The organism is Mesorhizobium sp. B2-7-1 (assembly GCF_006440735.1).
GTDB lineage: Bacteria > Pseudomonadota > Alphaproteobacteria > Rhizobiales > Rhizobiaceae > Mesorhizobium.
Genome location: NZ_VFUA01000025.1, coordinates 41,171 through 65,054 on the forward strand (window position 1 = coordinate 41,171; position 23,884 = coordinate 65,054).

A 23,884-nucleotide genomic window follows, 5' to 3' on the forward strand; every position below is an offset into this window, starting at 1 on the left:
CCCAAGTTCAACAAAGGCGGAAAGTTCGACAAAGGCGCCAGGTCCGACAAACCAGGATGACATCGGCGGTCGGCCGCCCTATGTCTGCGACGACGAATGGAGACATGCGATGCCGGTCGAAATCGAGCAGTTCATGTGCCGCACCGACAATTTCGGCGTGCTGGTCCATGATCCCAAAAGCGGGCAGACGGCGATCATCGACGCGCCGGAAGAGGCGCCGATCCTGGCGGCGGTCAAGCGCACCGGCTGGACGCCGACATTGATCCTCACCACGCACCACCATGCCGACCATGTCGAAGCCAATCTGGCGCTGAAGGAACGCTTCAAGTTGCGCATCCTCGGCCCGGAAGCCGAGAAGGCGAAGATCCCCGGCATCGATGAGACGGTGAAACAGGGCTCGGTCGTGCGCCTTGGCGAGGAAAGGATCGAGGTCATCGAGACGCCCGGCCACACCGCCGGCCACATCTCCTACCACTTGCCGGCCTCGAAGGTGGCTTTCACCGCCGACACGCTGTTTGCGCTGGGTTGCGGCCGCCTGTTCGAATGCAAGCCGCCGGTCATGTATGAATCGCTGAAGAAGCTGGCGGCGCTGCCGGCGGAAACCGCCATCTATTGCGGCCACGAATACACTTTGGCCAATGCCCGCTTCGCGGTGACGGTCGATCCGGCCAACCCGGTTCTGAAGCAGCGCGCGGCAAGGATCGAGGCGCTGCGCGCCGACAACAAGCCGACGCTGCCGACCACCATCGGCGAGGAATTGTCGACCAACCCGTTCCTGCGCTGGCACGACCCGGCGATCCGCAAGCATCTTGGCATGGAGAAAGCCTCGGACGCCGAGGTGTTCGCCGAGATCCGCAAGCGCAAGGACAATTTCTGATAGCATCAAGATAAAGGATGCGAATGACCACCAGCGCCGCCGAGATTATCGCAACGCTAGGCCTTCGCCCGCATCCCGAAGGTGGCTGGTACGCCGAGACCTTTCGCGACGCCGCGGGCGGCCCGCGCGGTCATTCGACCGCGATCTACTTCCTGCTCGAGCAGGGCCAACTGTCAGCCTGGCATCGGGTGAAAGACGCGGCCGAGGTCTGGCACTTTTATGCCGGCGCGCCGCTGGCGCTGTCGATGCATGGGGAAGGCGCAGGCGCGGTCATCGAGCAGGTGCTGGGCGCCACGCTTGCCGCGGGCGAACGGCCGCAGATCGTGGTGCCCCCCGGCTGGTGGCAGTCGGCGCGCAGCCTCGGCGAATGGACGCTGGTCGGCTGCACCGTGGCGCCGGGCTTCGATTTCGCCGCCTTCGAGTTGGCCGAGCCGGGCTGGCAGCCGTCCTAACCGGCTATGCCCAACAAAAATCCGAGCGTGATCGCCAGTTGGGCGGCGTAGTAAAGCACCCAGACCGTGTAGCGCATCCACAGGCGATGCGGCGAGATCGCCGCGAGCAGGAAGCGCTCGGTCGCCAGCAGCCCGTCCGAGGCGATGAACAGCACCGCGCCGGCGATCACCCAGGGATAGTTCGTCGTGAGCGCCGAAATGCCCATTGCGAGGATCGCCGCGACATAGACGGCGACCGGAGCGCGCAGTTGCGGGCCGACGCGGCGCCAGAGCGCGGCAAGCATGACGATGCTGAACGCGGCCATGGCGAGCGCGAGCGCGCCCCGCCAGGATTCGGCGCTCAACAGGCCGAGCCCGCCGCCCGCCTGTAAAAACAGCGCGACATAGGCGATGTGGCCGGCGAAAAAGCTCGCCAGTCCGCCGAGAAAGGCCTTTTCGCCGTCGCGCGACAGGAAGGCGTCGCCGACGGCGCTCAAGCCCAGCGCCGCCACGAGCAGCAGCGGACCGCCTTGCATGGCGGCGAGCACGGCCAGCAGGGCGACCGCAAGCGTCTTTGCCGCCGTGCGCGTCCATTTCGGCGGCATGTCCAGCGCAAAGGCGTAGATCACGGCCGCGACGAACGAGAACAAAAGCGTTGCGTTGGCGTTGGCCTCGACGCCGCCGGGGAAAGGCATCATGCGTTGGCCTCTTTTGCCGCCGGCTTGCGCATCAGCAGCGACTTCGCCGCCAGAGCGGCGCCGCCGGTGATGAGCACGCAGGCGGCGAGGATGCGCAGCGACGGCTCGGCGACGCCGGCGGCGATCAGCACCAGCGTCGACAACAGCGGCGCGGCATAGCTCGCGGCGCCCAGCACCTGGATGTTGCCGCGCTTGACGCCGATGTCCCAGGCATAGAAGGCCGCGCCCACCGGCATCAGGCCGAGCCCGACGACGGCCAGCCACTGGCCAGGGCCGTTCGGCAGCACCGTCTTCTCAAGCAGAAGATGGCAGGCCAGCGAAAGCACCGACGTCGCCGCGCAGAACCAGGTGACGATCGAGGTCGGCACCGACGGGAAGCGCCGCGACAGGAGCGAGTAGGACGACCACAGAAGCGCGCAGACGGCGGCCATGGCGTAGCCGAAGGCGTAACGCGCGTCGAAGGCGAGTGCGCCGCCCTTAGTGACGATCAGGAACGTACCGGCAAGGCCGAGCAGCGCGCCGACGACATGGTTCCAGGCAAGCCGCTCGCCCGGCATCAGCGCCGAGCCGAGCACGATCAGCAGCGGCCACAGATAGGCGATCAGGCTCGCCTCGACCGCCGGCGCGTTGCGCAGCGCCGTGAAGTAGAAGAAGTGGTAGCCGAACAGGCCGGCAATGCCGATCACCCAGACTTGGCGAGGGATTTTCTGGCTCCTGTCGGGAGCCGGCATCACCAATCGCGCCGCGAGACCAACGCAGGTGCCGATGGCGAAGGTGATGGCCGACAGCAGGAACGGCGGCACCTGGCCCGAGGCATCGGTTAGCAGCGCCAGCAGCGCCCACATGGCGACCGCCGAGAACCCGATCAGTGTTGCGCGCGCCATGCCTGCCCCCCGACGGCGCGCGGCGGCGCCTGACCTAATTTACCGCTTCGAACCGTCCCGCGCTGATGGTCAGCGGACCGATCTGGGTCCCGACCGTGGCGCGGATCGGCGCATATACGCCGGATTGGCCGACCGGTGCAAACGTCACCAGCATGCGGCTCTTGTTCTTGAGGAAATTCAGCGCTTTGCGGCCCTTGCGATAGCCCGCGACCGGTTCGAAGCCCATCTTGCAGGTCACCGTGTCGCCCTTGTAGCCGGGCACGGAGATCGAGCCCTTGGACGCATAGGTCAAGGTCAGGTCGGCGCGCATCTCGCCGTCATAGAATTTGACCGTGCGTCCGCAGACCTTGTCCAGGCTGTCGGCATGGATGACGGTCGCCGCCATCGGATCGAGCACCGATTTCAGGTCGCTGTCGCCGAGCGGCACCCAGCTCTTGGGATCGCGCTTCTTCGGCGCGGGAACGACCTGCGTGGAGGTGACCGCGCCGTTGTTGAAGCGGATGTCGACCATCGAGGCCTTCTTGCCGGACGTATAATCTGCCCTGAACACCCGCGGCGTCATCCGCTTGTCGGAAATGGTGCCCTTCGACGAAATCGTGCCTTTCGTGTCGTCGAAGAGCTTGCCGAGGCCGGCGGCCGAGACGGTGCCGTCGATGGCATAGTTGTCGCCTTCGTAGCGGCTGGAAAAGGTCGCCCTGGCGATCGAAAGGCCGAGATAGGACACCGTATATTCGCCCTTGAAGGACTGCGGTGCAGTGGCGGCGAAGCTTGTTGCCGGCACGGCAAGGGCAAGCAGGCTGGCGAGTGCATGATGAGATGGACGGAGCATGGCGGCTGGAGAATCCCTGACGGTTCGGCCGGAACGCAGGGGCTCCAGCCTGGCATATCCCTTCGCGAAGGGCTTATAGTGTGAAATCCGGCCTTTATATGGAACGTGGCTGACGGCTGGCGACGTGCCGGAGCTTGACGCAGTGGTGAAATGCCACTATGGAACGCCAACTTTTCCAAAGGCCGCCTGACCGAGACCGCGCGCCGCCCGGCGCGGGCAGTATGGTTTGGCAGGTTTAGAAACTGAAGGTTAGACAAATGTCCCGCACCTGCGAACTCACTGCCAAGGCAGTCCAGACTGGCAACAATGTGAGCCACGCCAACAACAAGACCAAGCGTCGCTTCCTGCCGAACCTGGTCAATGTGACGCTGATTTCCGAAGCGCTGAACCAGAACGTTCGCCTGCGCATTTCGGCCAACGCGCTGCGTTCGGTCGAGCACCGCGGTGGCCTCGACGCCTTCCTGGCCAAGGCCGACGTCAAGGAACTGTCGCAGCGCGCGCGCCTGCTCAAGAAGCAGATCGCCAAGAAGCTTGCCGAGCAGCCGGCCGCTTAAAGCAGCTTTCAGGCGGGGGACGACCGCCTCGGGCACCGGCCTTGCCGGCGCTCGGAATAAGAGCGAGCGTCGGCAAGACGCTCGGCTGGTTCCATTACCCAGGATAAAAAAATGAACTTCCTGATGCGATATCTGCCCTTCGTGGCCGCCATGGCGCTCGTCGTCGTGGCCTCAAACATCCTTGTCCAGTTCCCGATGCAAGGCCAGGTCGGCGGCCTGGCGCTCGCCGACGTGCTGACCTGGGGCGCCTTCACCTATCCTTTCTCCTTCCTGGTCACCGACCTCGCCAACCGCCGCTACGGCCCCGCCGTGGCGCGCAAGGTGGTGTTCGTCGGCTTCATGACGGCGGTGATCTGCTCGATCCTGGTCCCGCCCTTCCTGTTCCGTCACGGATTGATCGAATTCGAGACCGCCGCCGACCGGCTGGTGCGCATCGCGGCCGCTTCAGGCGCCGCCTTCCTCACCGCGCAATTGCTCGACGTCACCGTCTTCAACCGGCTGCGCCGGCAGAGTTGGTGGCGCGCGCCGATCGTCGGCACGCTGGTCGGCTCGGTATTCGACACCGTCGTCTTCTTCGGCGTCGCCTTTTCCGCCGCCTTCGCCTTTGCTGGCCCCAATGACAGCTTCGCGCTGGAGACAGCGCCGCTGATGGGCGTGCTGCCGGTCGAGACGATGCGTTGGGTGTCCTGGGCGCTCGGCGACCTTTCGGTCAAGCTGATCATCGCCGTCGTGGCGCTGATCCCCTACCGGCTGCTCGCCGCCCGCTGGAGCCAGCCGGCGGTCGCGGTGTAGGCCAGACCGTGATTCCCTGGATTCAGCTTGATTCAGCTCGCACGCCCCATGGCGGCCAGGAACTTCGCCTGAAGCAGCGCGGCACCGAGTTCTCGATCATGCTCGGCACCAACGAGCTGATGAACAGCCGCCTCAGCGGCTCCGAGGAAGCGCTCGCCAGGCTTTCCTGCGAGCGGATCGCTGGCCGCAAGCGGCCGAGGCTGCTCATCGGCGGGCTCGGCATGGGCTTCACCTTGCGCGCCGCCCTCGCCGCGCTCGATGGCGATGCTGCCGTCACCGTTGCCGAACTGGTTCCCGCGGTCGTCGCCTGGGCGCGTGGACCGATGTCGGGGATCTTCGACGGCTGCCTCGACGATCCTCGCGTCACCATTCTCGAGGCCGATGTCGGCCAACTGATAAGGCCGGAGAATGCCGCCTGGGACGCCATCCTGCTCAACGTCGACAATGGTCCTGAAGGCATCGTCTACAAGGGCAATGATACGCTCTATGACGCGGCCGGGCTGGCCGCCGCACGCGCCGCATTGAAGCCGGGTGGCGTTCTGGCGATCTGGTCGCAGGGGCCCGACAGCCGTTTCACCCGGCGGTTGAAACAGGCCGGCTTCGCGGTCGAGGAGATCAACACGCGGGCCAACGGCAAGCGCGGCGCCCGCCATGTGATCTGGATCGCAGCCAGAACGCCGTAATCCGGATTGCTGCCGCCGCTTTACGCTTTGTTACGGCCGATGGTGCAGGATCGCGAAAACTCTCAAGGGCATTGCGAACCAGCATGACCGTGCCAGGCACTGGTTGGAAAAACGATCTCCTGCTTGCGTTATGCGCCACGCTGGTGGTGCTGACGATCAACGCGGTTTCCGGCTTCCCCACCCTGACGAACTACGGCGCCGACAATGACAGCATGCTGCGGCTGGTCGAGGTCCGCGACCTGCTCGGCGGCCAAAGCTGGTTCGACCTCCATCAATACAGGATGGGCACCTCGGGCGGCTTCGTCATGCACTGGTCGCGGCTGGTCGACACGCCGCTCGCGCTGATCATCATGGCCTTCGATGCGCTGGGCGCCAGTCGCGCGACCGCCGAACGCGCCGCGCAGATCATCTGGCCGACCTTGCTTTACGGGCTGACCATATTCGTGCTGATGCGCGCCTCGCAGCGCTTCGCCGGCACGAATGTCGCGATGCCGGCGGTCATCCTGTCGACAGCGGGCCTTTTCTTCCTGGTGATCTACAGCCCGGGCGTGATCGATCACCACAATGTCCAGCTGCTGCTGACGGCGGCCGGCCTCTGGCTGCTGATGGAAGCGCCCTCCTGGCGGCCGGCTGCCCTTCTGTCGGGCATTTGCGCCGGCCTGACGCTGGCTGTCGGCATGGAGACCGCTCCCTATATCGCAGTGCTCGGCATTTGCGCCGCCGTCCTGTTCATCCTCCACGACAAGGAGCGCGCCACGGCACGAGGCTTCGGCCTCGGATTTGCCGGCATCGCCTCGCTGGTCTTCGTGACGACCATCCGGCCGGCCGACTGGGGCGTGGCCCAATGCGACGCCTTCTCGTCCTTCCAGTTTGCTGTCGCAGCACTTTCCGGCTTCGACCTCGCGATTGCCGCTACCTTGACCGCATCGACGGCACGGGCGCGGCTCTTTTCAATGCTGGTGCTGGCGGCGGTGGTCGCGGTCGCCACGGTCGTGTTCTTCCCGCAATGCCTGGCATCGCCCTATGCGGGCATGGACGAGCGTATCCGCACCTATTGGCTGGCCGACGTGGTCGAAGCGCAGCCTTTCTGGAGCGTCGCCATCCACCAGCCGAAGCTGATGGCGGCGCGCTATGTGACGCCCTTCATCGCGATCCTGCTGATCGGCTTTCAACTGCGAACCCGCCGCCTGCGCCGCGAGGAGACACTCGCCGCCATCCTGCTCGTCGTCGCCTTCGGCGTCAGCCTCTGGCAGGTGCGCGGCTCGACCTTCTCCGTCGCCTTCGCCGTATTGCCGCTCTCGGCCTGGATCGCGAAAATCCGCCTGCGGGCGGACGCCGCGCCGTCATGGCGCCTTTCCGCCGGCATCGTCATAGCGTGGCTGGTCTCGCTCAACGCGACCTGGGCCGGGGTCGCGGTGGCGGCGCAGTCCGTGGTCCAGAAGGCGCCGCAGCGGATCAATTCCGATCCCGACCATGCCGTGACCTGCGGCAACCCGGGCGACTTCCACGATCTTGCCGCCATGCCGGCGACGACGGTGCTCGCTTCGTCCAATCTCGGCTCGGGAATATTGATGTTCACCGGGCACCGGGCGCTGGCCGGCCCTTACCACCGCAATATCGGCGGCAATTTGGCCATGCTCGACGCGTTCATGGGAACGCCGGATGCCGCCCGCGCCGTCATCGAGCGCGAGCATGTCGGACTGATCGCTATCTGCCGCGGCAACACCGAAGAGATATCGCTGGCGCAGGATGCGCCAAAGGGCCTTGCCGCGGCGTTGCTGCGAGGCGACCTGCCGGCATGGCTCGAACTGGACCAGTCTACGGCGGGAAAGCCGATCGAGATTTATAAGGTTCGTTGAATATCGGCCTGCGGCCATACCAGCATCGTCGATCGCGCCCCCCCGCAACGCGCCTGCTTTGCGCTGATGCGGCGTAACCCCTTGATTTAGAGAACCGCGATCGACATCAGCCGGGTGGATCATTGCAATCCAGCCTGTGCTTTGGTTAGCATTTCGCCCCGGCGGCGATATATGTATTCACGGAATTTGGATTCGGGGTTCTTTGGATTGGGGAAAGGGTATCCATGTCGGCCATAGACGGCGCGTTGGCGCCAGCATCAGCCAAACAGACGCTGCAGCATGTTGTCTCCCACATGGTGGAAGCGGTGGACCGCGCCACGTTCGTGGAAAAGCCTTTCTGGCATCTTGAAATGACGGATGTCTTTCCGGCGGACCTCTATCTGCGCATGCGCACCGCCATGCCCGAGGCGCGCGAATATCGCGCGCTCAAAGGGCGCAACAACGTCAACATTCAGGCCGACGGCACCGCGACGCGGATCAAGATCGACCTCTACCCCGAATATATCCGCCATCTACCTGGCGAAAAACGGGCGGTCTGGTCTCTGGTCGGCAAGGCGCTGCACGCGCCGGAACTGAAGGATGCGTTCATGCGCCGCCTTGCTCCGGGCCTGGAGCGCCGGTTCGGGTCGGACTTCATGAAGGTCGGCATGTATCCGGTGCCGATGCTGACGCGCGACGTGGCGGGCTACAAGATCGGCTTCCACACCGACACGAAATGGAAGGGCATCACGGTCCAGTTCTATCTGCCGGAGGACGACTCGATCAACCACATCGGCACCCGCTTCGCCGAGCGCAAGGCGGACGGGCGTTTCGAGAATTCGCACCGGATGTCGTTTTCCCCGAACACCGGCTACGCCTTTGCGGTCGGCACCGACACCTGGCACGCGGTCGATACCGTCGGGCCGGAGGTCCGCACCCGCGACAGCATCCTCCACACCTATTTCGTCGACAACACCGCGACGCTCAAGATTCGCAACCGCAGCAAGCGCGCGGCCAATTTCGTGATGAACGAGGTCCGTCACGTCGGCCGGTAGTCTCGGCCGGCGGCGCCCGCCGGCACGGCTGAATCCGTGCCGACCTCAGTCCTGGTGCAGGATGAATTCCAGATAGAGGTTGCGCTGCAGAATCGAATGGTTGTCGTCGGAGATCAGCGACAGCATCAGCGCGCCGTCGTAGCGGGTCCAGACGTCGAGCCCTTCCATATTGTCGATCTGGTAGCCCATGTCGGCCTCCATCAGCACCGGCCCGTCGGCAACCGCGCCTTTTTCGACGCTTTCGCCGTAGATGCGCCGCAGCCGCATCTTCACCCCGCGCGCGATCGAAAAACTGCGCTCCAGGAGCAGCAGGTCGCCGTCCGGCAGGAAGGCGCCGTCGGTTATGTCGAAATCGCCGTCGCGCTTGACTGTGAAGACCCCCTTGTGCGGCCCCTCGATGACGGCGGCGTAGACGTTGCCGGCTTTGTCGAGGCTCCTCTCCGAGACCACGACCAGGCTGCCAGCGTGCTGTCCGTAAGGATTGGCGTGGGTGACGGTCTCGAAGCCGCGGTTCTGACGCAGCTCTTGCGCGGGGACCAGGTAATCGAGCAGCCTGACCGGCGCTTTCATATTGTCGGGATCGATCTTGAATTGCGCGACGCGCTGGTCGCGCTCGAAACCGACGGTGGCGATACCGTCCTTGACCGCGAGCCCTTCCGCGTCGACCTCCCATTTCCGGTCGATCGGCCGGCCCGACGCGTCGACCATCTGCTGCATGCGAAAGTTCGAAACGCCGGACGGGCGCTTGTCGGCGCCGTGGGTGATCGTGCCGAAGAACCAGAAGCCGGTGTCGGCGACACCGACGAAATCGCTGCCCGGCCTCAGGAAGCGAAGCGCCGAGAGCGCGCCGAAATCGCGCGCCGGCGAAGTCAGCTCCAGTCCGCCGACGAATTCGAGCGGCCCGAACCGCGTCTCGTCACGGCCGACACGGAACTGGCTGATCGGCCGCGCCGAAACCTCAACCATCTCGACGGGGGCTCCCGGAGCGGCAACGCCCGGCGAGGCGCAGGCCAGCATGCAGGCGAAAAGCGTCCGCCGCGCACGCCGCCCCGAAAAGATCATCCGGTGCGCCGCAATCCACCGCGCCGCGTGTCGCGCGCGCTTTCCTCGCCGAACAGCGAGGCGAGCTGCTCGGTCATGGCGCCAGCCAGCTCCTCGGCATCGACGATGGTGACGGCGCGGCGATAATAGCGCGTGACGTCGTGGCCGATGCCGATCGCCAGCAGCTCGACCGGCGAGCGCGTCTCGATCAATTCGATGACCGCCCGCAGATGGCGTTCCAGGTAATTGCCCGGATTGACCGAGAGCGTGGAATCGTCGACCGGCGCACCGTCCGAGATCATCATCAGGATCTTGCGCTGCTCGGGCCGGCCGATGAGGCGGTTATGCGCCCAAAGCAGCGCCTCGCCGTCGATGTTTTCCTTGAGCAGGCCCTCGCGCATCATCAGCCCGAGATTGCGCCGCGCGCGCCGCCATGGATGGTCGGCGGATTTGTAGATGATGTGGCGCAAATCGTTGAGCCGGCCGGGATTCGGCGGCTTGCCGTCCTTCAGCCATTTCTCGCGCGCCTGCCCGCCCTTCCAGGCGCGGGTCGTGAAGCCGAGGATTTCCACTGAAACGCCGCAGCGCTCCAGCGTGCGCGCCAGAATGTCGGCGCAGGTCGCGGCGACAGTGATCGGCCGGCCGCGCATCGAGCCCGAATTGTCGAGCACCAGCGACACCACCGTGTCGCGGAACTTGGTGTCGCGTTCCTGCTTGAAGGACAGCGGCTGCATCGGATCGATGACGACGCGCACCAGGCGGGCCGGATCGAGATAGCCTTCCTCGAGGTCGAAATCCCAGGAGCGGTTCTGCTGCGCCATCAGCCGGCGCTGCAGCCGGTTGGCGAGCCGCCCGACGACGCCGGAGAGGTTGGCAAGCTGCTTGTCGAGGAAGGCCCGCAGCCGGTCGAGCTCCTCTTCCTCGCAAAGATCCTCGGCGCCCACCGTCTCGTCGAAGGCGGTGGTGAACACCTTGTAGTCGATCTCTTTCGGCAGGTTCAGGAACGGATTGTCGTTGCGCTTGGCCTCGCCAGGCGTCTCGGCGTCGGAATCGTCTTCATCCGACAGATCGTCGGAGGTGGCGTCAGTCGCTTCCGTCTCGGCCGAGTCTTCCTCGTCGGCGGAAGCTTCGGCATCTTCCGACTGCGACTGCTCGGAGCCTGAATCCTCCTCGCCGCCTTCCTCGCTCTGTTCCTCGCCCTGCTGTTCGTTCTCTTCGTTTTCCTCGGAGTCGTCGGTCTCCTGGTCGTCGCCGAGCTCCTCGGCCATTTCCATGGAAACCAGCATGTCGCGCACGACGCGGGCAAAGGCCTGCTGGTCCTCGAGCTTGGCCGACAGGCCGTCGAGGTCGCCGCTGGCCTTCTCCTCGATCCACGGACGCCACAGATCGACCAGCCGCTCGCCGCTCTTCGGGATCGCGCGGCCGGTGAGCTTTTCGCGCACCAACAGCGCAATCGCTTCCTCGAGCGGCGCGTCGGCCTTGTCCCTGACGTCGACGAGGTTCGCCTTGGCGTATTTGTCCTCGAGCATCGAGCCGATATTGTCGGCCACGCCCTGCATGGCGCGGCTGCCGATCGCCTCGACGCGTGCCTGTTCGACGGCATCGAAGATAGACCGCGCCAGCTTGCCTTCCGGCGCCAGCTTGTTATGGATGCGCTGATCGTGGCAGGCGCGTTTCAGCGCCATGGAATCGCCCAGGCCGCGGGTGATCGCGATATCGTTGCGGGAAGCTTTCTTCGGCAGTTCCGGCAGGCGCGCGCGATTGCCGGCAAGCGCCGGCCGGTCCTTGGCGAAGCCGACCTCGAGATCCTTGTCGCCGGCGACGGCGCGCATGCACACGGTCACGGCGCGCTTGAAGCTGTCCGCTTCAGACCCGTTCTTCGACTTGTTGCGCGTGTTGTCGCCCGGACCCGCCATTGATCATTCCCTGCGCGATTCATGCTGAAAGGCTCAAGGCCTTTCAGCTGCGCGCCTAGCCCAGCACCACGTTGGCGGCGCTCTCCGGCAGATCCTCGCCGAAAGCGCGCTGGTAGAATTCGGCCACCACCGAACGCTCCAGCTCGTCGCACTTGTTGAGGAAGGTCAGCCGGAACGCCATGCCGATATCGCCGAAGATCTCGGCGTTCTCGGCCCAGGTGATGACGGTGCGCGGGCTCATCACGGTCGACAGGTCGCCATTGATGAAGGCCGAGCGCGTCATGTCGGCGACGCGCACCATCTTGTTGACGATGTCCTTGCCCTTGCTGTCGCGATAGTGCTTGGCCTTGGCCAGCACGATGTTCACTTCATTGTCGTGCGGCAGGTAGTTCAGCGTGGTGACGATCGACCAGCGGTCCATCTGCGCCTGGTTGATCTGCTGCGTGCCGTGATAGAGGCCGGTGGTGTCGCCGAGACCAACCGTGTTGGCGGTGGCGAACAGCCGGAACGCCGGATGCGGGCGGATGACCCGGCTCTGGTCGAGCAGCGTCAGACGTCCGGACGATTCCAGCACGCGCTGGATGACGAACATCACGTCCGGACGGCCGGCGTCATACTCGTCGAAGCAGAGCGCGACATTGTGCTGATAGGCCCAGGGCAGGATGCCGTCGCGGAATTCGGTGACCTGCAGGCCTTCCTTGACGACGATGGCGTCCTTGCCGACGAGATCGATACGGCTGACATGGCTGTCGAGATTGACGCGCACGCAGGGCCAGTTGAGCCGCGCCGCCACCTGCTCGATATGCGTCGACTTGCCGGTGCCGTGATAGCCCGACACCATGACGCGGCGGTTGTAGGCGAAGCCGGCGAGGATCGCCAATGTCGTCGCCTTGTCGAACAGATAATCCGGGTCGATGTCCGGCACATGCTCGGTCGCCGCCGAATAGGCGGGAACGACCATCTTGGAGTCGAAACCGAATTTCTCCTTCACCGACACCGTCGTGTCGGGCAGGTTGGCGATGTCGCGATCGACCTTGTTCATCTCTATCAACGTCTCCACGTGCGAAACGCCGCGTTTCGCCGGCAATCGATTTTGTCCGGGGGCGGTCTTAGAGCCTTTTCCAACCTTATGAAAGTTGGAAAACGACATGGACCGTAGGGCCGCTCAGCACAATCCTGCCTGCTTGAGCACGCGATAGGCCTGCAGCACATCGCGGAACCGGTCTTCCGAACCTCTGTCGCCGCCATTCGCATCCGGATGGTGGCGTTTAACGAGTTCCTTATAACGCGCCTTGATGTCCTGACCAGTCGCCTTTGTATCAAGGCCAAGCGTTTCCAGCGCCTTGGCCTCAAGCGGCTTTGCCTTGCGCTCGCGCGGTTCGCGCGCCCCTGAGCCGAACAGGTTGAAGGGATCGCGCATGCGGTTGTGGTAGCCGGCGCGCCCCGAGCGCTGCTGCGCGAAATCCGGCGCCGAGCGCGTCCCGCCGCTAGTGGCGCCCATGCGCCATGTCGGTCTGTGGCCGGTCAACGCCTCTTTCTGGAAGCGCGCAATCTCGTTGTCCGACACGCCGGAGAAGTAGTTGAAGCCCTTGTTGTATTCGCGCACGTGGTCGAAGCAGAAGCGGAAGTACTCGCCCTCTTTCAAGCGTCCGACCGGGGCGCGATGCGTGCCGGCCTCGTTACAGCCGTCCCACTGGCAGATCGGCGCGTGCGACTTCAGCTCCGCGTCCTTCTCCGGCCGGATTCGAATTTTCTCGAAATATTTGGGATACGCTTTCATCTCACCCATTTATGGGCTGTTCGCACGTGCGAAACAAGAATTGACATTTCACCGATGATCGCCCTAACCGCTGAATCGCGGCTTAAAAGCGGTCGAAAACGTAGATTTTGCGGCTATGCCGTCAAGTGGGAAAGGGAAAGCCGGATGTCCATACAGTCGACGATGGAAAACAAGCTGAAGGCGGCGTTTTCGCCCGAAAGGCTCGCCGTCATCAACGAAAGCCACCTTCACGCGGGCCACCACCACGTCGAGCACGGCCACGAGGCCCATTTCGACGGCACCGGCGAAACGCATTTTCGCGTCCGCATCGTCTCGTCGGATTTTGCCGGCATGGGCCGCATCGACCGCCATCGCGCCGTCAACGATCTGCTCGCCGACGAATTGAAAGCCGGCGTGCATGCGCTGGCGATCGAGCCGGCGGCGCCCGGCGAGAAGACGCGCTGGTAGTCAACCGACGGCCGCCTTGAGAAACGCCATTGCCGCCGCGGTCAAGGCGTCGCCGTCCTTGCCGAAATCGCCATTGATCGACATGTGCGTATAGGCGCTGCCGTCGAACAGCGTGACCTTGGCTCCGGCGGCGCGCAGGCGTTCCGCGAAAGCTTTCGACTCTTCGCCACGCCCGGGCGCGCGTGAATAGGCGATGAATGTCGGCGGATGCTTCCTGCCGTCGATATAGCTCGCCGGCGAAAGTGCTTCCCATTGCGTCGGATCGGAGAAGGCGCGGGCGTAAGCGCGCACCATGCCGCCATTCCTGGAAAGCGCGGCAAGATCATAGGCCCTGGTGTCGTCGAGGATCAGCGCGGCGACGCCGGGCAATCCGCCGCGCATGCCGGTCAGCGCAATCAGATGGCAGCCGGCCGAATGGCCCATGCCGACGATGCGGTCCGGGTCGCCGCCATGCCGGGCAATGTTGGCGCGCACATAGGCGTAGGCCTTTTCGACATCGCCGGCCTGGGTGGCGACGTCGGCTTGCGGCAGCATGCGGTAGTCGATCGAGACGAAGACGAAGCCATTGGCGAGCAGGAAGCCCGGCTTGGCGCCGACCTGGCTGCGTTTGCCGACCCGCCAGGCGCCGCCATGGACGAAGAAGACCACCGGCAGGTTGTTGGCGCCGTCCGCGGCATAGATGTCGAGCTTGGCCGGACCGTAATCGACGGTTTGCGGTTCCGGCCGGACCGGACGCCCGGCGGCTGACGCACCCGCCGGCAGCAGCGCCGCCAAGGATGCCACGATGAAGCTGCGCCGATCGATCATCGCCATCTCCGCCAGGTTGCGCCGCAACGGGCACGGATGCTCGCCACGCGCCTCGTTTACGAACCAAAAATGACAACTTTCGGTGCGAAAACAAATCCACTCCTTGACGGTCCGCTGGCAATCACCACGTATCTTCATAGGCGAGCATTTTCGGCCGAATCGGGGTGTCCCGAAGGTTAATGCTGGAGTGCATTGCGCGCTCTCCCTTCACGTGAAGGGAACCACAATGCTCTCCGGCGGTTGATGAAGCGATGAGCCGATTGGCAGCCTGTCGGCTCCGAGGCAGAGCATCATGCGCGAGAACCAATCAGACGTCTTCGATCTGTTTTCGGAGATTTATTCCAACGCGGCCCAGGAAGAGATCAGCCTTCAGCAATATCTGCTCGCCTGCCGCGAGGACAAATCCATGTATGCCTCGGCGCCTGAACGCATGGTTGCGGCAATCGGCGAGCCGAACCTGGTCGACACCAGCAAGGACGAGCGGCTCGGCCGCATTTTTTCCAACCGCACCATCAAGGTCTATCCCTCCTTTTCCGATTTCTACGGGATGGAGGACACGATCGAGCGCATCGCCGGATACTTCCGCTACGCCTCGCAGGGCCTCGAGGAGCGCAAGCAGATCCTCTATCTTCTGGGCCCGGTCGGCGGCGGCAAGTCCTCGCTGGCCGAACGGCTGAAGAAGCTGATGGAGGAGCGCCCGATCTACACGCTCAAGATCGGCAACAAGATCAGCCCGGTCTTCGAATCGCCGCTCGGCCTTTTCCATCCCGACCGCATGGGCGATCTGCTGGAGGACAAATATGGCATCGCCCGCCGCCGCCTGAACGGATTGATCTCGCCCTGGGCGGCCAAGCGCCTCGACGAACTGTCCGGCGACATCTCCAAATTCAGCGTGGTCAAGCTGATGCCGTCGCGGCTGCGCCAGATCGCCATCGCCAAGACCGAGCCCGGCGACGAGAACAACCAGGACGTCTCGGCCCTCGTCGGCAAGGTCGACATCAGGCAGCTGGAGCACTTCAGCCAGTCCGACCCGGACGCCTATTCCTACAGCGGCGGCCTCAACCGCACGACGCAAGGGCTGCTCGAATTCGTCGAGATGTTCAAGGCGCCCATCAAGGTCCTGCATCCACTGCTGACGGCAACCCAGGAAGGCAGCTACAACGGCACCGAGAATTTCGGCGCCTTCCCCTATCAGGGCATCGTCGTTGCCCATTCCAATGAATCGGAATGGCAGCAGTTCAAGAACAACAAGAACAATGAGGCCTTCCTCGACCGCATCCTCGTGGTCAAGGTTCCCTATTGCCTGCGCTTCACCGAGGAAAGGCACATCTACGAGAAGCTGGTGCGCGAAAGCGAACTGGCGAACAGCCCCTGCGCGCCCGAGGTGCTGGACATTCTCAGCCGCTTCACCGTTTCGACCCGCCTTGCCGAGCACGAGAACTCGCCGCTCTACACCAAGATGCGCTCCTATGACGGCGAGAACCTCAAGGAGGTCGATCCGAAGGCGAAGTCTGTCCAGGAATATCGCGACGCCGCCGGCGTCGACGAGGGCATGACCGGGGTAAGCACCCGCTTTGCCTTCAAGATCCTGTCGCAGACGTTCAACTACGACACCAAGGAGGTGGCGGCCGATCCCGTGCACCTGATGTACATCCTCGAGGAGGCGATCAAGCGCGAGCAATTCCCGAAGGAAACGGAAGCCGCCTATCTCGAATTCATCAAGTCGGAGCTCGCAAGCCGCTATGCCGAGTTCATCGGCCACGAGATCCAGAAGGCCTATCTGGAATCCTACAGCGAGTACGGCCAGAACCTCTTCGACCGCTACATCGCCTATGCCGATGCCTGGATCGAGGATCAGGACTACAAGGACCCCGACACGGGCCAGATCCTCAACCGCGAGGTGCTGGACAAGGAATTGTCGCAGGTCGAGAAGCCGGCCGGCATCGCCAACCCCAAGGACTTCCGCAACGAAGTGGTCAAGTTCACCTTGCGCGCGCGGGCGCGCAACCACGGCCGCAACCCGTCCTGGACGAGCTACGAAAAGCTCCGCGAGGTCATCGAGAAGCGCATGTTCGGCCAGGTCGAGGACCTGTTGCCGGTGATCAGCTTCGGCTCCAAGCAGGACAGCGTCACGGAGAAGCGGCACAACGAATTCGTGCAGCGGATGGTGGAGCGCGGCTATACCCAGCGGCAGGTGCGCCGGCTGGTCGACTGGTACATGCGCGTGAACAAGGCGGGTTGAGCAAAGCCGGGACGGTTCCATGCCGATCTTCATCGACCGCCGCCTGAACCCGAAGGACAAGAGCCTTGGCAATCGCCAGCGCTTCCTCAGGCGCGCCCGCGAAGACCTCAAGCGCAGCATCCGCGACAAGGTCCGCGCCGGCGGCATCGCCGACCTTGATCGCGAGCACGCCGTGCCGATCCCTCGCAAGGGCACCGGCGAACCGACCTTCGGCGACGACAAGGAAAGCGGCCGGCGCCAGCATATCCTGCCCGGCAACCGGACGTTCAGCCCTGGCGATCTCATCGACAAGCCTGGCGGCGGCGGAGGCTACGGCTCGGCTCCGGGGACCACGGAATCCGAGGACGATTTCCGCTTCGTGCTGTCGCGCGAGGAAGTGCTCGACCTTTTCTTCGAAGACCTCGAACTGCCGGATCTGGTCAAGCTCAGTCTAAAGCAGATACTCAGCTTCAAGCCGAGGCGGGCGGGCTTCGCGGCAAGCGGCGCGCCGACCAACATCAATGTCGGGCGCACGATGCGAAACAGCCACGGGCGCCGCATCGCGCTCAGGCGTCCAAAGCAGGCTGAGGTGGACGCCGTCGCCCAGCAGATCGCCGAGCTGGAATCCAGGCCGCCGGATGCAAAGACACGCGAACGCATCGAGGCTCTGCGCGAAGAGCTCGATCGGCTGGAGCGCCGGCGCAGGCGGATTGCCTATGTCGATCCGGTCGACATCCGCTTCAATCGCTTCGACCCTCAGCCGCGGCCGAATGCCAGTGCCGTCATGTTCTGCCTGATGGACGTCTCCGGATCGATGGGCGAGCGCGAGAAGGATCTGGCCAAGCGCTTCTTCGTGCTATTGCATCTGTTCCTGACACGACGATACGAGCGCACCGAGATCGTCTTCATTCGCCACACCCACGAGGCCAAGGAGGTGGACGAGCACACGTTCTTCTATCACACGCAAAGCGGCGGCACCGTCGTTTCCACGGCGCTCGAGGAGATGCATCGCATCATCGAAGAGCGCTATCCGGCCTCTGAATGGAACATCTACGCCGCCCAGGCCTCCGACGGCGACAATTTCGCCACCGACTCCGAGCGCTGCATAGAACTTCTCGACCGCAAACTCATGCGCCTTTGCCAGTATTTCGCCTATGTCGAGATCATCGATGAACGGGAAAGCCACATTTTCGGCTCGACCGAGAACGGCACGTCGCTCTGGCGCGCCTACAACGCCGTCGACGGGAAATGGCCGAACTTCCAGATGAGGCGCATTGCCGCGCCGGCCGACATATACCCGGTCTTCCGCGAGCTCTTCGCCAGGCAGCCCGACCTGCGCAAGAGCGCGTGAGAGCTTCGGCGATGGTCAGCCAGGCGCGCAAGTCCGCACTGCTGTTTTCCGGGTCCGACTGGGATTTCAACAAGCTGTCCCGGGTCTATGAAGAGATCGAAGCGATCGGCCGCGAAGAGCTTCGCCTCGACATCTACCCGGTGCAGATGGAGATCATTTCCTCCGAGCAGATGCTCGATGCCTATTCGTCGATCGGCATGCCGCTGATGTACCGGCACTGGTCGTTCGGCAAGCGCTTTCTCTACGACGAGCTTCTCTACCGCAAGGGCGCTCGCGGTCTGGCCTACGAGATTGTCATCAACTCCAACCCCTGCATCGTCTACCTCATGGAAGAAAACACCATGGCTCTGCAGGCCTTGGTGACGGCGCATGCCGCGCTTGGGCACAATCATTTCTTCAAGAACAATCACCTTTTCCGGCAATGGACGGATGCCGGCGGGATCCTGAGCTATCTGGATTTTGCCAAGAGCTACATAGCCCGGTGCGAGGAGCGGCATGGCCTGGCCGCGGTGGAGGCGATTCTGGATTCCGCGCATGCGCTGATGGAGCAAGGCGTGTTCCGGTACCATCGGCCGCCCAAGCTGTCATCGGAACAACAGCGCGAAGGGCTGCGCGAGCGCCTCGAATACGAGGAACGCTCCTTCAGCGATCTGTGGCGAACGCTGCCGCCTTCGCAGGCAAAGGGCAAGCCGGAAGCAGAGGAGGAAATCCTTGCCGAGCGGAAGAAATCGCTCAACCTGCCGGAGGAGAACCTGCTCTACTTCCTCGAGAAGAACAGCCTCATCCTCGAGCCTTGGCAGCGCGAGATCGTCAGGATCGTGCGGGTCATCGCGCAATATTTCTACCCGCAGCGGCAAACCCAGGTGATGAACGAAGGCTGCGCCACCTTCGTGCATTACACGCTGATGAACACGCTGTTCGACCGTGGCCGCCTCAACGAAGGCGCCATGCTCGAAATCCTGCGCAACCACTCGAACGTCATCTTCCAGCCGGCCTATGACGACCCGCGCTTTTCCGGCATCAATCCCTACGCGCTGGGTCTCGACATGATGCAGGACATCCAGCGCATCTCGACCGCGCCGACCGCCGAGGATCGAGACTGGTTTCCCGACATCGCCGGCCGCGGCGACTGGCGCGACACCTTGCTCGATGCCTGGGCCAACCATCGCGACGAATCCTTCATCCGCCAATATCTGAGCCCGACGCTGATCCGCAAATGGCGGCTCTTCGTGCTGGCCGACGGCGCCGACGAGCCGCACTACGAGGTGGCCTCGATCCACAATGAGCGCGGCTATGCCAAGATACGGTCGGCGCTGGCGCAAAGCTACGATATCGGCGCCAGCCGTCCCGACATCCAGGTCGTTGACGTCGACCTCTTGGGCGACCGGCATCTGCGGCTCCAGCACAAGGTCAAGGACGGCGTCATGCTCGAGGGCCAGAGCCGCGATGCGACCCTGCGCCATATCCGCAACCTCTGGGGCTATGACGTCAGCCTTGCAGCAATCGACGCTGGAACCGGCGCGCTGCTCAGCGAGCGCTGGACCAAGGAATTGTGAGATCGCGGGCCACACCGCCCAGGTGTGTTGAGATTCAGGTGAGGTCGAGCCGGAGTCGAAGACGGGCGCGAAGCGACCAAACTGGGTCGGTTCCGAGAACCGGCCTATGCCGGCCGTAGCCTTCATAAAGCGGAGAAACTTATGAGGGCTTCGGCCGGCGAAGGCCGGAAGCGCAGGAAGCCGCCATTTGCAGGCCGGCATCACCTGAATATCAACACGCCTAGCCTTCGCCGGCGGGCCTGATCCTCAACCTCGCAATGCGGTTCTTGTCGCGCTTCATCACCACGAAACGCTTGCCGTGGAAGGTGAAAGCCTGCTTCTCCTCCGGGATCGACTGCGTCTCGTGGATGACGAGGCCGGCGATCGTCGTCGCCTCCTCGTCGGGCAGGTCCCAGTCGAGCGCGCGATTCAGATCGCGGATCGGCACCGTGCCATCGACGACGACGGAACCGTCGGCTTCTTTCTTCACGCCCTGCATGTCGACATCGTGCTCGTCGGCGATCTCGCCGACGATTTCCTCGATGATGTCTTCCAGCGTCACCAGCCCCTCGACCTCGCCATATTCGTCGACGACGATGGCGAAATGCGCCTTGCGCCGCAGGAAGGCGTTGAGCTGTTCCTGCAAGGTGGTGGTGTCCGGCACGAACCACGGCTTCGCCGCGATCTTCATGACGTCGATCCGCGAAAAGTCGTTGCCGACCTCGTTGAGGGCCCTGAGCAGATCCTTCGCGTGCAGCACGCCGACGATGTTGTCGAGCGAGCCCTTCCATAACGGCATGCGCGTGTGCGGACTCGTGAGGATCTCGCGCACCACCGCTTCCGGCGCGTTGTCGGCATTGACCGAACGCATGTTGGTGCGGTGGACCATGATGTCCGACACTTCGAGCTCATCGAGGTCGAAGAGGCCCTCGAGCCGATTGCGCTCCTGGCGGGAAGCCTCGCCGTCGCGGCGAAGTTCGTCGCTGTCCTGGTCCTTGCCGTTGCGCTCGGCCCGCTGCGGCGGCTCGATCGGCCGCAGCGCATAGCCGAAAGCGGCAAGCAGCCTGGCGCGGAACAGAAGCGCCAAAAGCACGATGGCGGCAAGGACGGCGGCGGCGATCCAGCCGGCGTCGGTCATCTGGGAAGACCCGCCGCGGGCCTTCCGGGATGGCTCGTCTTGAGGAAGGAGAGCACTTCCGAGGGCGGTACGTCCTTGGCGATGAAAGCCTGGCCGATGCCGCGCGTCAGGATGAAGGTCAGCGCGCCGCGCGACACCTTCTTGTCCTGGGTGATGAAGCCGAGCAGCGCCTCGGCGTCCGGCAGCTCGCCCGGAATATCGGCCATCCGCCAGGGCAGGCCGACGGCGCGCAGATGCGCTTCGACACGGCTTGCGTCGTCAGGGCTCGCCAGGTTGAGGCGGGCCGAGAAGCGGTGCGCCAGCGCCGTGCCGATGGCCACGCCCTCGCCATGGACGAGACGCGCGCCGTCATATTGCGTGGCGGCTTCCAGCGCATGGCCGAATGTGTGGCCGAGATTGAGCAGCGCGCGGTCGCCGGTCTCGAACTCGTCGCGGGCGACGACGTCGGCCTTGGCGCGACAGGCCTCGGCGATCGCCTCGACGCGGGCCGGACCGCCGGCAAAGACTTGCCCCCAATTCTGTTCCAGCCAGGCGAAGAAGGCCGGACGGTCGATCAGCCCGTATTTGGCGAGCTCGGCATAGCCGGCGCGGAACTCGCGGATCGGCAGCGTGTCGAGCACCTGGGTGTCGGCGAGCACCAGCCTGGGCTGGTGGAAGACGCCGACCAGGTTCTTGCCGCGCGCGCTGTTGATGCCGGTCTTACCGCCGACGGAGGAATCGACCTGCGCCAGGAGCGAGGTCGGGATCTGCACGAAATTCATGCCGCGCCGCACGATGCCGGACGCAAAGCCTGCAAGGTCGCCGATGACGCCGCCGCCGAGCGCGATGACCACGTCGCGGCGTTCGAGTTTTGCCGCGAGCACGCCGTCGACCACCTCCTCGAGATGGGCAAAGCTCTTGGTCTTCTCGCCGGCCGGCAGCGTGACGACGGCGGACTGGATACCGCCTTTCTCCAACCCGGCCTTCAGCGTGTCGAGATGCGCGGCGGCGACGTTCTCGTCGGTGACAATGGCCGCGCGGGTGCCGGGAAGCCGGCGCGCGACCTCCTCGCCGGAGCGCGCCAGCAGTCCGGCACCGATCAATATGTCATAGGCGCGCTCACCGAGCCCGACCTCGACCTTCACCGGTTCGGCATCGCTCACGACTGCACCTCGTCCGTTGTGACGCTTGCAGCGCCTGTCGCGATCGTCTCGACATCGAGATGGCCGCAGAGCGCGGCGACGACTTCACCCGCGATGATCTCCTTGCGGTCATCGCGCGTCGGCACCGTCAGGTCGGCCGTGGCGTAGACCGGGTAACGCTCGCCCATGAGCCGCTCCAGCACGGCGCGAGGATCGGGGTTTTTCAATAGCGGCCGGTTCTGTTTCTTCGAAACCCGCTCCATCAAGAGATCGAGGTCGGCCTTCAGCCAGACCGAGACGCCATAAGCCGCGATCGCTTCGCGCGTCTGCGCGTTCATGAAGGCGCCGCCGCCGGTCGACAGCACCTGCGGCCCGTTCTCCAGCAGACGCAGGATGACCCGCTGCTCCAGCGCGCGGAATTCTGGCTCGCCATAGCGCTCGAAAAGCTCCGGCACGGTCATGCGCGAGACGCTTTCGATCTCCTGGTCGCTGTCCATGAAGGGCAGCGAGAGCATCGTCGCCACCTTGCGGCCGATCGCCGTCTTGCCGGCGCCCATCAGCCCGACGAAGACGATCGAGCGGCTGCCGAGCGCTTCGATCAGCGCGGCGCGGCCTTCGTCCGTCGGATTTGCAGGCAGAGCGTTCATTAGGGCCTCTTTGCGCCGTATCGACATCAAAAGCCTGTTTGCGTCAAGCACGGCCGGACAAACGTCCTAAGCAGGTTCCGCAAAACCGTCCCACGGTTTTGCGAAGGGAACCTGCTTGGGAGCTTTTCCGGCAAAACCTCCGTCCACCGGAATCCTTCGTCCTTGAATTGGCCGGCTTGGCGTCCCATAAGGGCACAGGGCTTTGGAAACGCAGAATAAGAAGACGGGCAAAAATTTGAATGCCGACTTTGTTTCGGTTTGTCGTGACGCTGGCGGTTCTTGCAGGCATTGCCTATGGCGCGATGTTCGCGCTGGCGATGTTCGTGGAGCCGAAAAAGGCGGAAATGAGCGTCCGTATTCCCGCCGAAAAGCTCAACCCCAAGAAAAACTGACCCAACAAAACTGACGAAGCACTGATCCGGCCCGATGAACAGCGCCGCCCGCATCGAAGCCTTCCTCGAAATGATGAGCGCCGAGCGCGGCGCGGCCGAAAACACGCTTTCGTCCTATCGGCGCGACCTTGAGGACGCTTCGGAAGCGATCAAAGGCGGGCTGGCGCGCGCCGGATCGGCCGACATCCGCGCCTATCTCGACGACATTGCCGCGCGCGGCTTCGCGCCGACCTCGCAGGCGCGCAAATTGTCGGCGATCCGCCAGTTCTTCAAATTCCTCTATGCTGAAGGCCTGCGCGGCGACGACCCGACCGGCACGCTGGACAGCCCGCGCAAGGGCCGGCCGCTGCCGAAGACGATGAGCGAGGCCGAAACCGGGCGCCTGCTCGACCGGGCAGCGCAGGAGGCGGGCGAATCCGAACCGGATGGCGACAGGCTGGCCGCATTGCGCCTGCACGCGCTGGTCGAGGTGCTCTACGCCACGGGCCTGCGCGTGTCGGAGCTTGTCGGCCTGCCGGTGACGGTGGCGCTGCGCGACGACCGCTTCTTCATGGTGCGCGGCAAGGGCGACAAGGAACGCATGGTGCCGCTCTCGGCCAAGGCGCGCGCCGCCATGCGCGCCTGGCTTGCCGCACGGGCCGAGCGGCCGGCCTTTGCCGAGAGCCCGTTCCTGTTTCCGGCCTCCTCCGACAGCGGCCATCTCTCCCGGCAGGTTTTCGCTCGCGATCTCAAGGGCTTGGCCGCGCGGTCCGGCATCGCTTCGGCGAAAATCTCGCCGCATGTGCTTCGCCATGCTTTTGCCAGCCATCTCCTGCAGAACGGCGCCGATCTCAGAGCCGTTCAGCAA

Annotated in this window: 24 protein-coding genes; 13 read left to right on the forward strand and 11 right to left on the reverse strand. The window is 64.2% G+C overall.

Annotated elements, in window-relative coordinates; translation table 11 throughout:
• The first annotated feature begins 109 nt into the window (after positions 1–109).
• Together gloB and FJ471_RS12530 are read left to right on the forward strand one after the other, a co-directional pair.
• Positions 110–877, forward strand: a complete 768-nt coding sequence (gloB, locus tag FJ471_RS12525; protein ID WP_140803467.1) for a hydroxyacylglutathione hydrolase — start codon at positions 110–112, stop codon at positions 875–877.
• A 23-nt stretch (positions 878–900) separates the two neighbouring features.
• Complete coding sequence (locus FJ471_RS12530) at positions 901–1,329, forward strand: cupin domain-containing protein (RefSeq protein ID WP_140803468.1); 429 nt, start codon at positions 901–903, stop codon at positions 1,327–1,329.
• On the opposite strand, the gene FJ471_RS12535 is transcribed toward FJ471_RS12530, so the two are convergent.
• From FJ471_RS12535 to FJ471_RS12545, 3 genes are read right to left on the reverse strand one after another with little or no spacing between them, the layout of a single operon-like run.
• Positions 1,326–2,006 (reverse strand): lysoplasmalogenase family protein, encoded by a 681-nt coding sequence (locus FJ471_RS12535; RefSeq protein ID WP_140803469.1) that lies wholly within the window; start codon positions 2,004–2,006, stop codon positions 1,326–1,328. The two genes, FJ471_RS12530 and FJ471_RS12535, sit on opposite strands and share 4 nt — an antisense overlap.
• Positions 2,003–2,890: a DMT family transporter gene (locus FJ471_RS12540; protein WP_140803470.1), complete on the reverse strand. Its 888-nt coding sequence runs from the start codon at positions 2,888–2,890 to the stop codon at positions 2,003–2,005. The genes FJ471_RS12535 and FJ471_RS12540 overlap by 4 nt, the downstream gene beginning before the upstream one ends.
• A 34-nt stretch (positions 2,891–2,924) precedes the next feature.
• Positions 2,925–3,719 carry a DUF3108 domain-containing protein gene (locus FJ471_RS12545; protein WP_140803471.1) on the reverse strand — a complete coding sequence of 265 codons (795 nt, stop codon included), beginning with the start codon at positions 3,717–3,719 and terminating at the stop codon, positions 2,925–2,927.
• Positions 3,720–3,976: 257 nt separating this feature from the next.
• Between FJ471_RS12545 and rpmB the strand changes: the two genes are divergently transcribed.
• From rpmB to FJ471_RS12570, 5 genes are all read left to right on the forward strand, one after another.
• On the forward strand, positions 3,977–4,273 hold the full coding sequence (rpmB, locus tag FJ471_RS12550; protein ID WP_027167505.1) for a 50S ribosomal protein L28: 297 nt from the start codon (positions 3,977–3,979) through the stop codon (positions 4,271–4,273).
• 111 nt (positions 4,274–4,384) lie between these two features.
• On the forward strand, positions 4,385–5,065 hold the full coding sequence (locus FJ471_RS12555; protein WP_140803472.1) for a queuosine precursor transporter: 681 nt from the start codon (positions 4,385–4,387) through the stop codon (positions 5,063–5,065).
• 8 nt (positions 5,066–5,073) lie between these two features.
• Positions 5,074–5,748 carry a hypothetical protein gene (locus FJ471_RS12560; RefSeq protein ID WP_140803473.1) on the forward strand — a complete coding sequence of 225 codons (675 nt, stop codon included), beginning with the start codon at positions 5,074–5,076 and terminating at the stop codon, positions 5,746–5,748.
• Between the two features lie 83 nt (positions 5,749–5,831).
• A complete protein-coding gene (locus FJ471_RS12565) occupies positions 5,832–7,607 on the forward strand; it encodes a GtrA family protein (RefSeq protein WP_140803474.1) in 1,776 nt (591 codons plus the stop codon).
• A 224-nt stretch (positions 7,608–7,831) separates the two neighbouring features.
• On the forward strand, positions 7,832–8,641 hold the full coding sequence (locus tag FJ471_RS12570; protein ID WP_140803475.1) for a hypothetical protein: 810 nt from the start codon (positions 7,832–7,834) through the stop codon (positions 8,639–8,641).
• Positions 8,642–8,686: 45 nt separating this feature from the next.
• Here the strand turns inward: FJ471_RS12570 and FJ471_RS12575 are convergent, their stop codons facing one another.
• From FJ471_RS12575 to FJ471_RS12590, 4 genes are all read right to left on the reverse strand, one after another.
• Complete coding sequence (locus FJ471_RS12575; RefSeq protein ID WP_140803476.1) at positions 8,687–9,703, reverse strand: esterase-like activity of phytase family protein; 1,017 nt, start codon at positions 9,701–9,703, stop codon at positions 8,687–8,689.
• Positions 9,700–11,598 carry a cobaltochelatase subunit CobT gene (gene cobT / locus FJ471_RS12580; protein WP_140803477.1) on the reverse strand — a complete coding sequence of 633 codons (1,899 nt, stop codon included), beginning with the start codon at positions 11,596–11,598 and terminating at the stop codon, positions 9,700–9,702. Before cobT ends, FJ471_RS12575 begins: the two co-directional genes overlap by 4 nt.
• Positions 11,599–11,653: 55 nt before the next feature.
• The gene (gene cobS / locus FJ471_RS12585) at positions 11,654–12,640 is read right to left on the reverse strand and encodes a cobaltochelatase subunit CobS (RefSeq protein ID WP_140633012.1); all 987 of its coding nucleotides are present in this window, start codon (positions 12,638–12,640) and stop codon (positions 11,654–11,656) included.
• A 123-nt stretch (positions 12,641–12,763) separates the two neighbouring features.
• Positions 12,764–13,387, reverse strand: a complete 624-nt coding sequence (locus FJ471_RS12590) for a J domain-containing protein (protein WP_140803478.1) — start codon at positions 13,385–13,387, stop codon at positions 12,764–12,766.
• Positions 13,388–13,522: 135 nt separating this feature from the next.
• On the opposite strand from FJ471_RS12590, the gene FJ471_RS12595 reads away from it, so the two are divergent.
• A complete protein-coding gene (locus FJ471_RS12595) occupies positions 13,523–13,825 on the forward strand; it encodes a BolA family transcriptional regulator (protein WP_140803479.1) in 303 nt (100 codons plus the stop codon).
• Here FJ471_RS12595 and FJ471_RS12600 read toward each other — a convergent pair whose 3' ends face one another.
• Positions 13,826–14,632: an alpha/beta hydrolase gene (locus tag FJ471_RS12600; RefSeq protein WP_140803480.1), complete on the reverse strand. Its 807-nt coding sequence runs from the start codon at positions 14,630–14,632 to the stop codon at positions 13,826–13,828. It lies immediately after the preceding gene.
• A gap of 292 nt (positions 14,633–14,924) precedes the next feature.
• Between FJ471_RS12600 and FJ471_RS12605 the strand changes: the two genes are divergently transcribed.
• The 3 genes from FJ471_RS12605 to FJ471_RS12615 are packed head-to-tail and all read left to right on the forward strand — an operon-like array spanning position 14,925 to position 19,760.
• Positions 14,925–16,874 (forward strand): PrkA family serine protein kinase, encoded by a 1,950-nt coding sequence (locus FJ471_RS12605; RefSeq protein WP_140803481.1) that lies wholly within the window; start codon positions 14,925–14,927, stop codon positions 16,872–16,874.
• Positions 16,875–16,893: 19 nt separating this feature from the next.
• Positions 16,894–18,204 (forward strand): YeaH/YhbH family protein, encoded by a 1,311-nt coding sequence (locus tag FJ471_RS12610; RefSeq protein WP_140803482.1) that lies wholly within the window; start codon positions 16,894–16,896, stop codon positions 18,202–18,204.
• Between the two features lie 11 nt (positions 18,205–18,215).
• Positions 18,216–19,760, forward strand: coding sequence for a SpoVR family protein (locus FJ471_RS12615; RefSeq protein ID WP_140803487.1), 1,545 nt, complete (start codon positions 18,216–18,218; stop codon positions 19,758–19,760).
• A 220-nt stretch (positions 19,761–19,980) separates the two neighbouring features.
• Here the strand turns inward: FJ471_RS12615 and FJ471_RS12620 are convergent, their stop codons facing one another.
• From FJ471_RS12620 to FJ471_RS12630, 3 genes are read right to left on the reverse strand one after another with little or no spacing between them, the layout of a single operon-like run.
• Positions 19,981–20,877, reverse strand: coding sequence for a transporter associated domain-containing protein (locus FJ471_RS12620; RefSeq protein ID WP_140803483.1), 897 nt, complete (start codon positions 20,875–20,877; stop codon positions 19,981–19,983).
• On the reverse strand, positions 20,874–22,019 hold the full coding sequence (gene aroB, locus FJ471_RS12625; RefSeq protein WP_140803484.1) for a 3-dehydroquinate synthase: 1,146 nt from the start codon (positions 22,017–22,019) through the stop codon (positions 20,874–20,876). Before aroB ends, FJ471_RS12620 begins: the two co-directional genes overlap by 4 nt.
• On the reverse strand, positions 22,016–22,645 hold the full coding sequence (locus FJ471_RS12630; protein WP_140803485.1) for a shikimate kinase: 630 nt from the start codon (positions 22,643–22,645) through the stop codon (positions 22,016–22,018). Before FJ471_RS12630 ends, aroB begins: the two co-directional genes overlap by 4 nt.
• A gap of 239 nt (positions 22,646–22,884) precedes the next feature.
• Here FJ471_RS12630 and FJ471_RS12635 point away from each other — a divergent pair, with 239 nt between their 5' ends.
• Together FJ471_RS12635 and FJ471_RS12640 are read left to right on the forward strand one after the other, a co-directional pair.
• Positions 22,885–23,037: a hypothetical protein gene (locus FJ471_RS12635; RefSeq protein WP_040989318.1), complete on the forward strand. Its 153-nt coding sequence runs from the start codon at positions 22,885–22,887 to the stop codon at positions 23,035–23,037.
• A 34-nt stretch (positions 23,038–23,071) separates the two neighbouring features.
• The coding region (locus FJ471_RS12640) for a site-specific tyrosine recombinase XerD (protein ID WP_140803486.1) at positions 23,072–23,884 on the forward strand (813 nt) is incomplete at its 3' end.

Bases quoted from the DNA above. Each gene is read 5' to 3' on its own strand.
- FJ471_RS12610 (WP_140803482.1), top strand. From the start codon at position 16,894: ATGCCGATCTTCATCGACCGCCGCCTGAACCCGAAGGACAAGAGCCTT.
- rpmB (WP_027167505.1), top strand. From the start codon at position 3,977: ATGTCCCGCACCTGCGAACTCACTGCCAAGGCAGTCCAGACTGGCAAC.
- FJ471_RS12630 (WP_140803485.1), bottom strand. From the start codon at position 22,645: ATGAACGCTCTGCCTGCAAATCCGACGGACGAAGGCCGCGCCGCGCTG.
- FJ471_RS12620 (WP_140803483.1), bottom strand. From the start codon at position 20,877: ATGACCGACGCCGGCTGGATCGCCGCCGCCGTCCTTGCCGCCATCGTG.
- FJ471_RS12555 (WP_140803472.1), top strand. From the start codon at position 4,385: ATGAACTTCCTGATGCGATATCTGCCCTTCGTGGCCGCCATGGCGCTC.
- cobT (WP_140803477.1), bottom strand. From the start codon at position 11,598: ATGGCGGGTCCGGGCGACAACACGCGCAACAAGTCGAAGAACGGGTCT.
- FJ471_RS12575 (WP_140803476.1), bottom strand. From the start codon at position 9,703: ATGATCTTTTCGGGGCGGCGTGCGCGGCGGACGCTTTTCGCCTGCATG.
- FJ471_RS12635 (WP_040989318.1), top strand. From the start codon at position 22,885: ATGCCGACTTTGTTTCGGTTTGTCGTGACGCTGGCGGTTCTTGCAGGC.
- FJ471_RS12530 (WP_140803468.1), top strand. From the start codon at position 901: ATGACCACCAGCGCCGCCGAGATTATCGCAACGCTAGGCCTTCGCCCG.
- cobS (WP_140633012.1), bottom strand. From the start codon at position 12,640: ATGAACAAGGTCGATCGCGACATCGCCAACCTGCCCGACACGACGGTG.
- FJ471_RS12595 (WP_140803479.1), top strand. From the start codon at position 13,523: ATGTCCATACAGTCGACGATGGAAAACAAGCTGAAGGCGGCGTTTTCG.
- FJ471_RS12565 (WP_140803474.1), top strand. From the start codon at position 5,832: ATGACCGTGCCAGGCACTGGTTGGAAAAACGATCTCCTGCTTGCGTTA.
- FJ471_RS12615 (WP_140803487.1), top strand. From the start codon at position 18,216: ATGGTCAGCCAGGCGCGCAAGTCCGCACTGCTGTTTTCCGGGTCCGAC.
- gloB (WP_140803467.1), top strand. From the start codon at position 110: ATGCCGGTCGAAATCGAGCAGTTCATGTGCCGCACCGACAATTTCGGC.
- FJ471_RS12570 (WP_140803475.1), top strand. From the start codon at position 7,832: ATGTCGGCCATAGACGGCGCGTTGGCGCCAGCATCAGCCAAACAGACG.
- FJ471_RS12600 (WP_140803480.1), bottom strand. From the start codon at position 14,632: ATGATCGATCGGCGCAGCTTCATCGTGGCATCCTTGGCGGCGCTGCTG.
- FJ471_RS12545 (WP_140803471.1), bottom strand. From the start codon at position 3,719: ATGCTCCGTCCATCTCATCATGCACTCGCCAGCCTGCTTGCCCTTGCC.
- FJ471_RS12590 (WP_140803478.1), bottom strand. From the start codon at position 13,387: ATGGGTGAGATGAAAGCGTATCCCAAATATTTCGAGAAAATTCGAATC.
- FJ471_RS12535 (WP_140803469.1), bottom strand. From the start codon at position 2,006: ATGATGCCTTTCCCCGGCGGCGTCGAGGCCAACGCCAACGCAACGCTT.
- FJ471_RS12540 (WP_140803470.1), bottom strand. From the start codon at position 2,890: ATGGCGCGCGCAACACTGATCGGGTTCTCGGCGGTCGCCATGTGGGCG.
- FJ471_RS12605 (WP_140803481.1), top strand. From the start codon at position 14,925: ATGCGCGAGAACCAATCAGACGTCTTCGATCTGTTTTCGGAGATTTAT.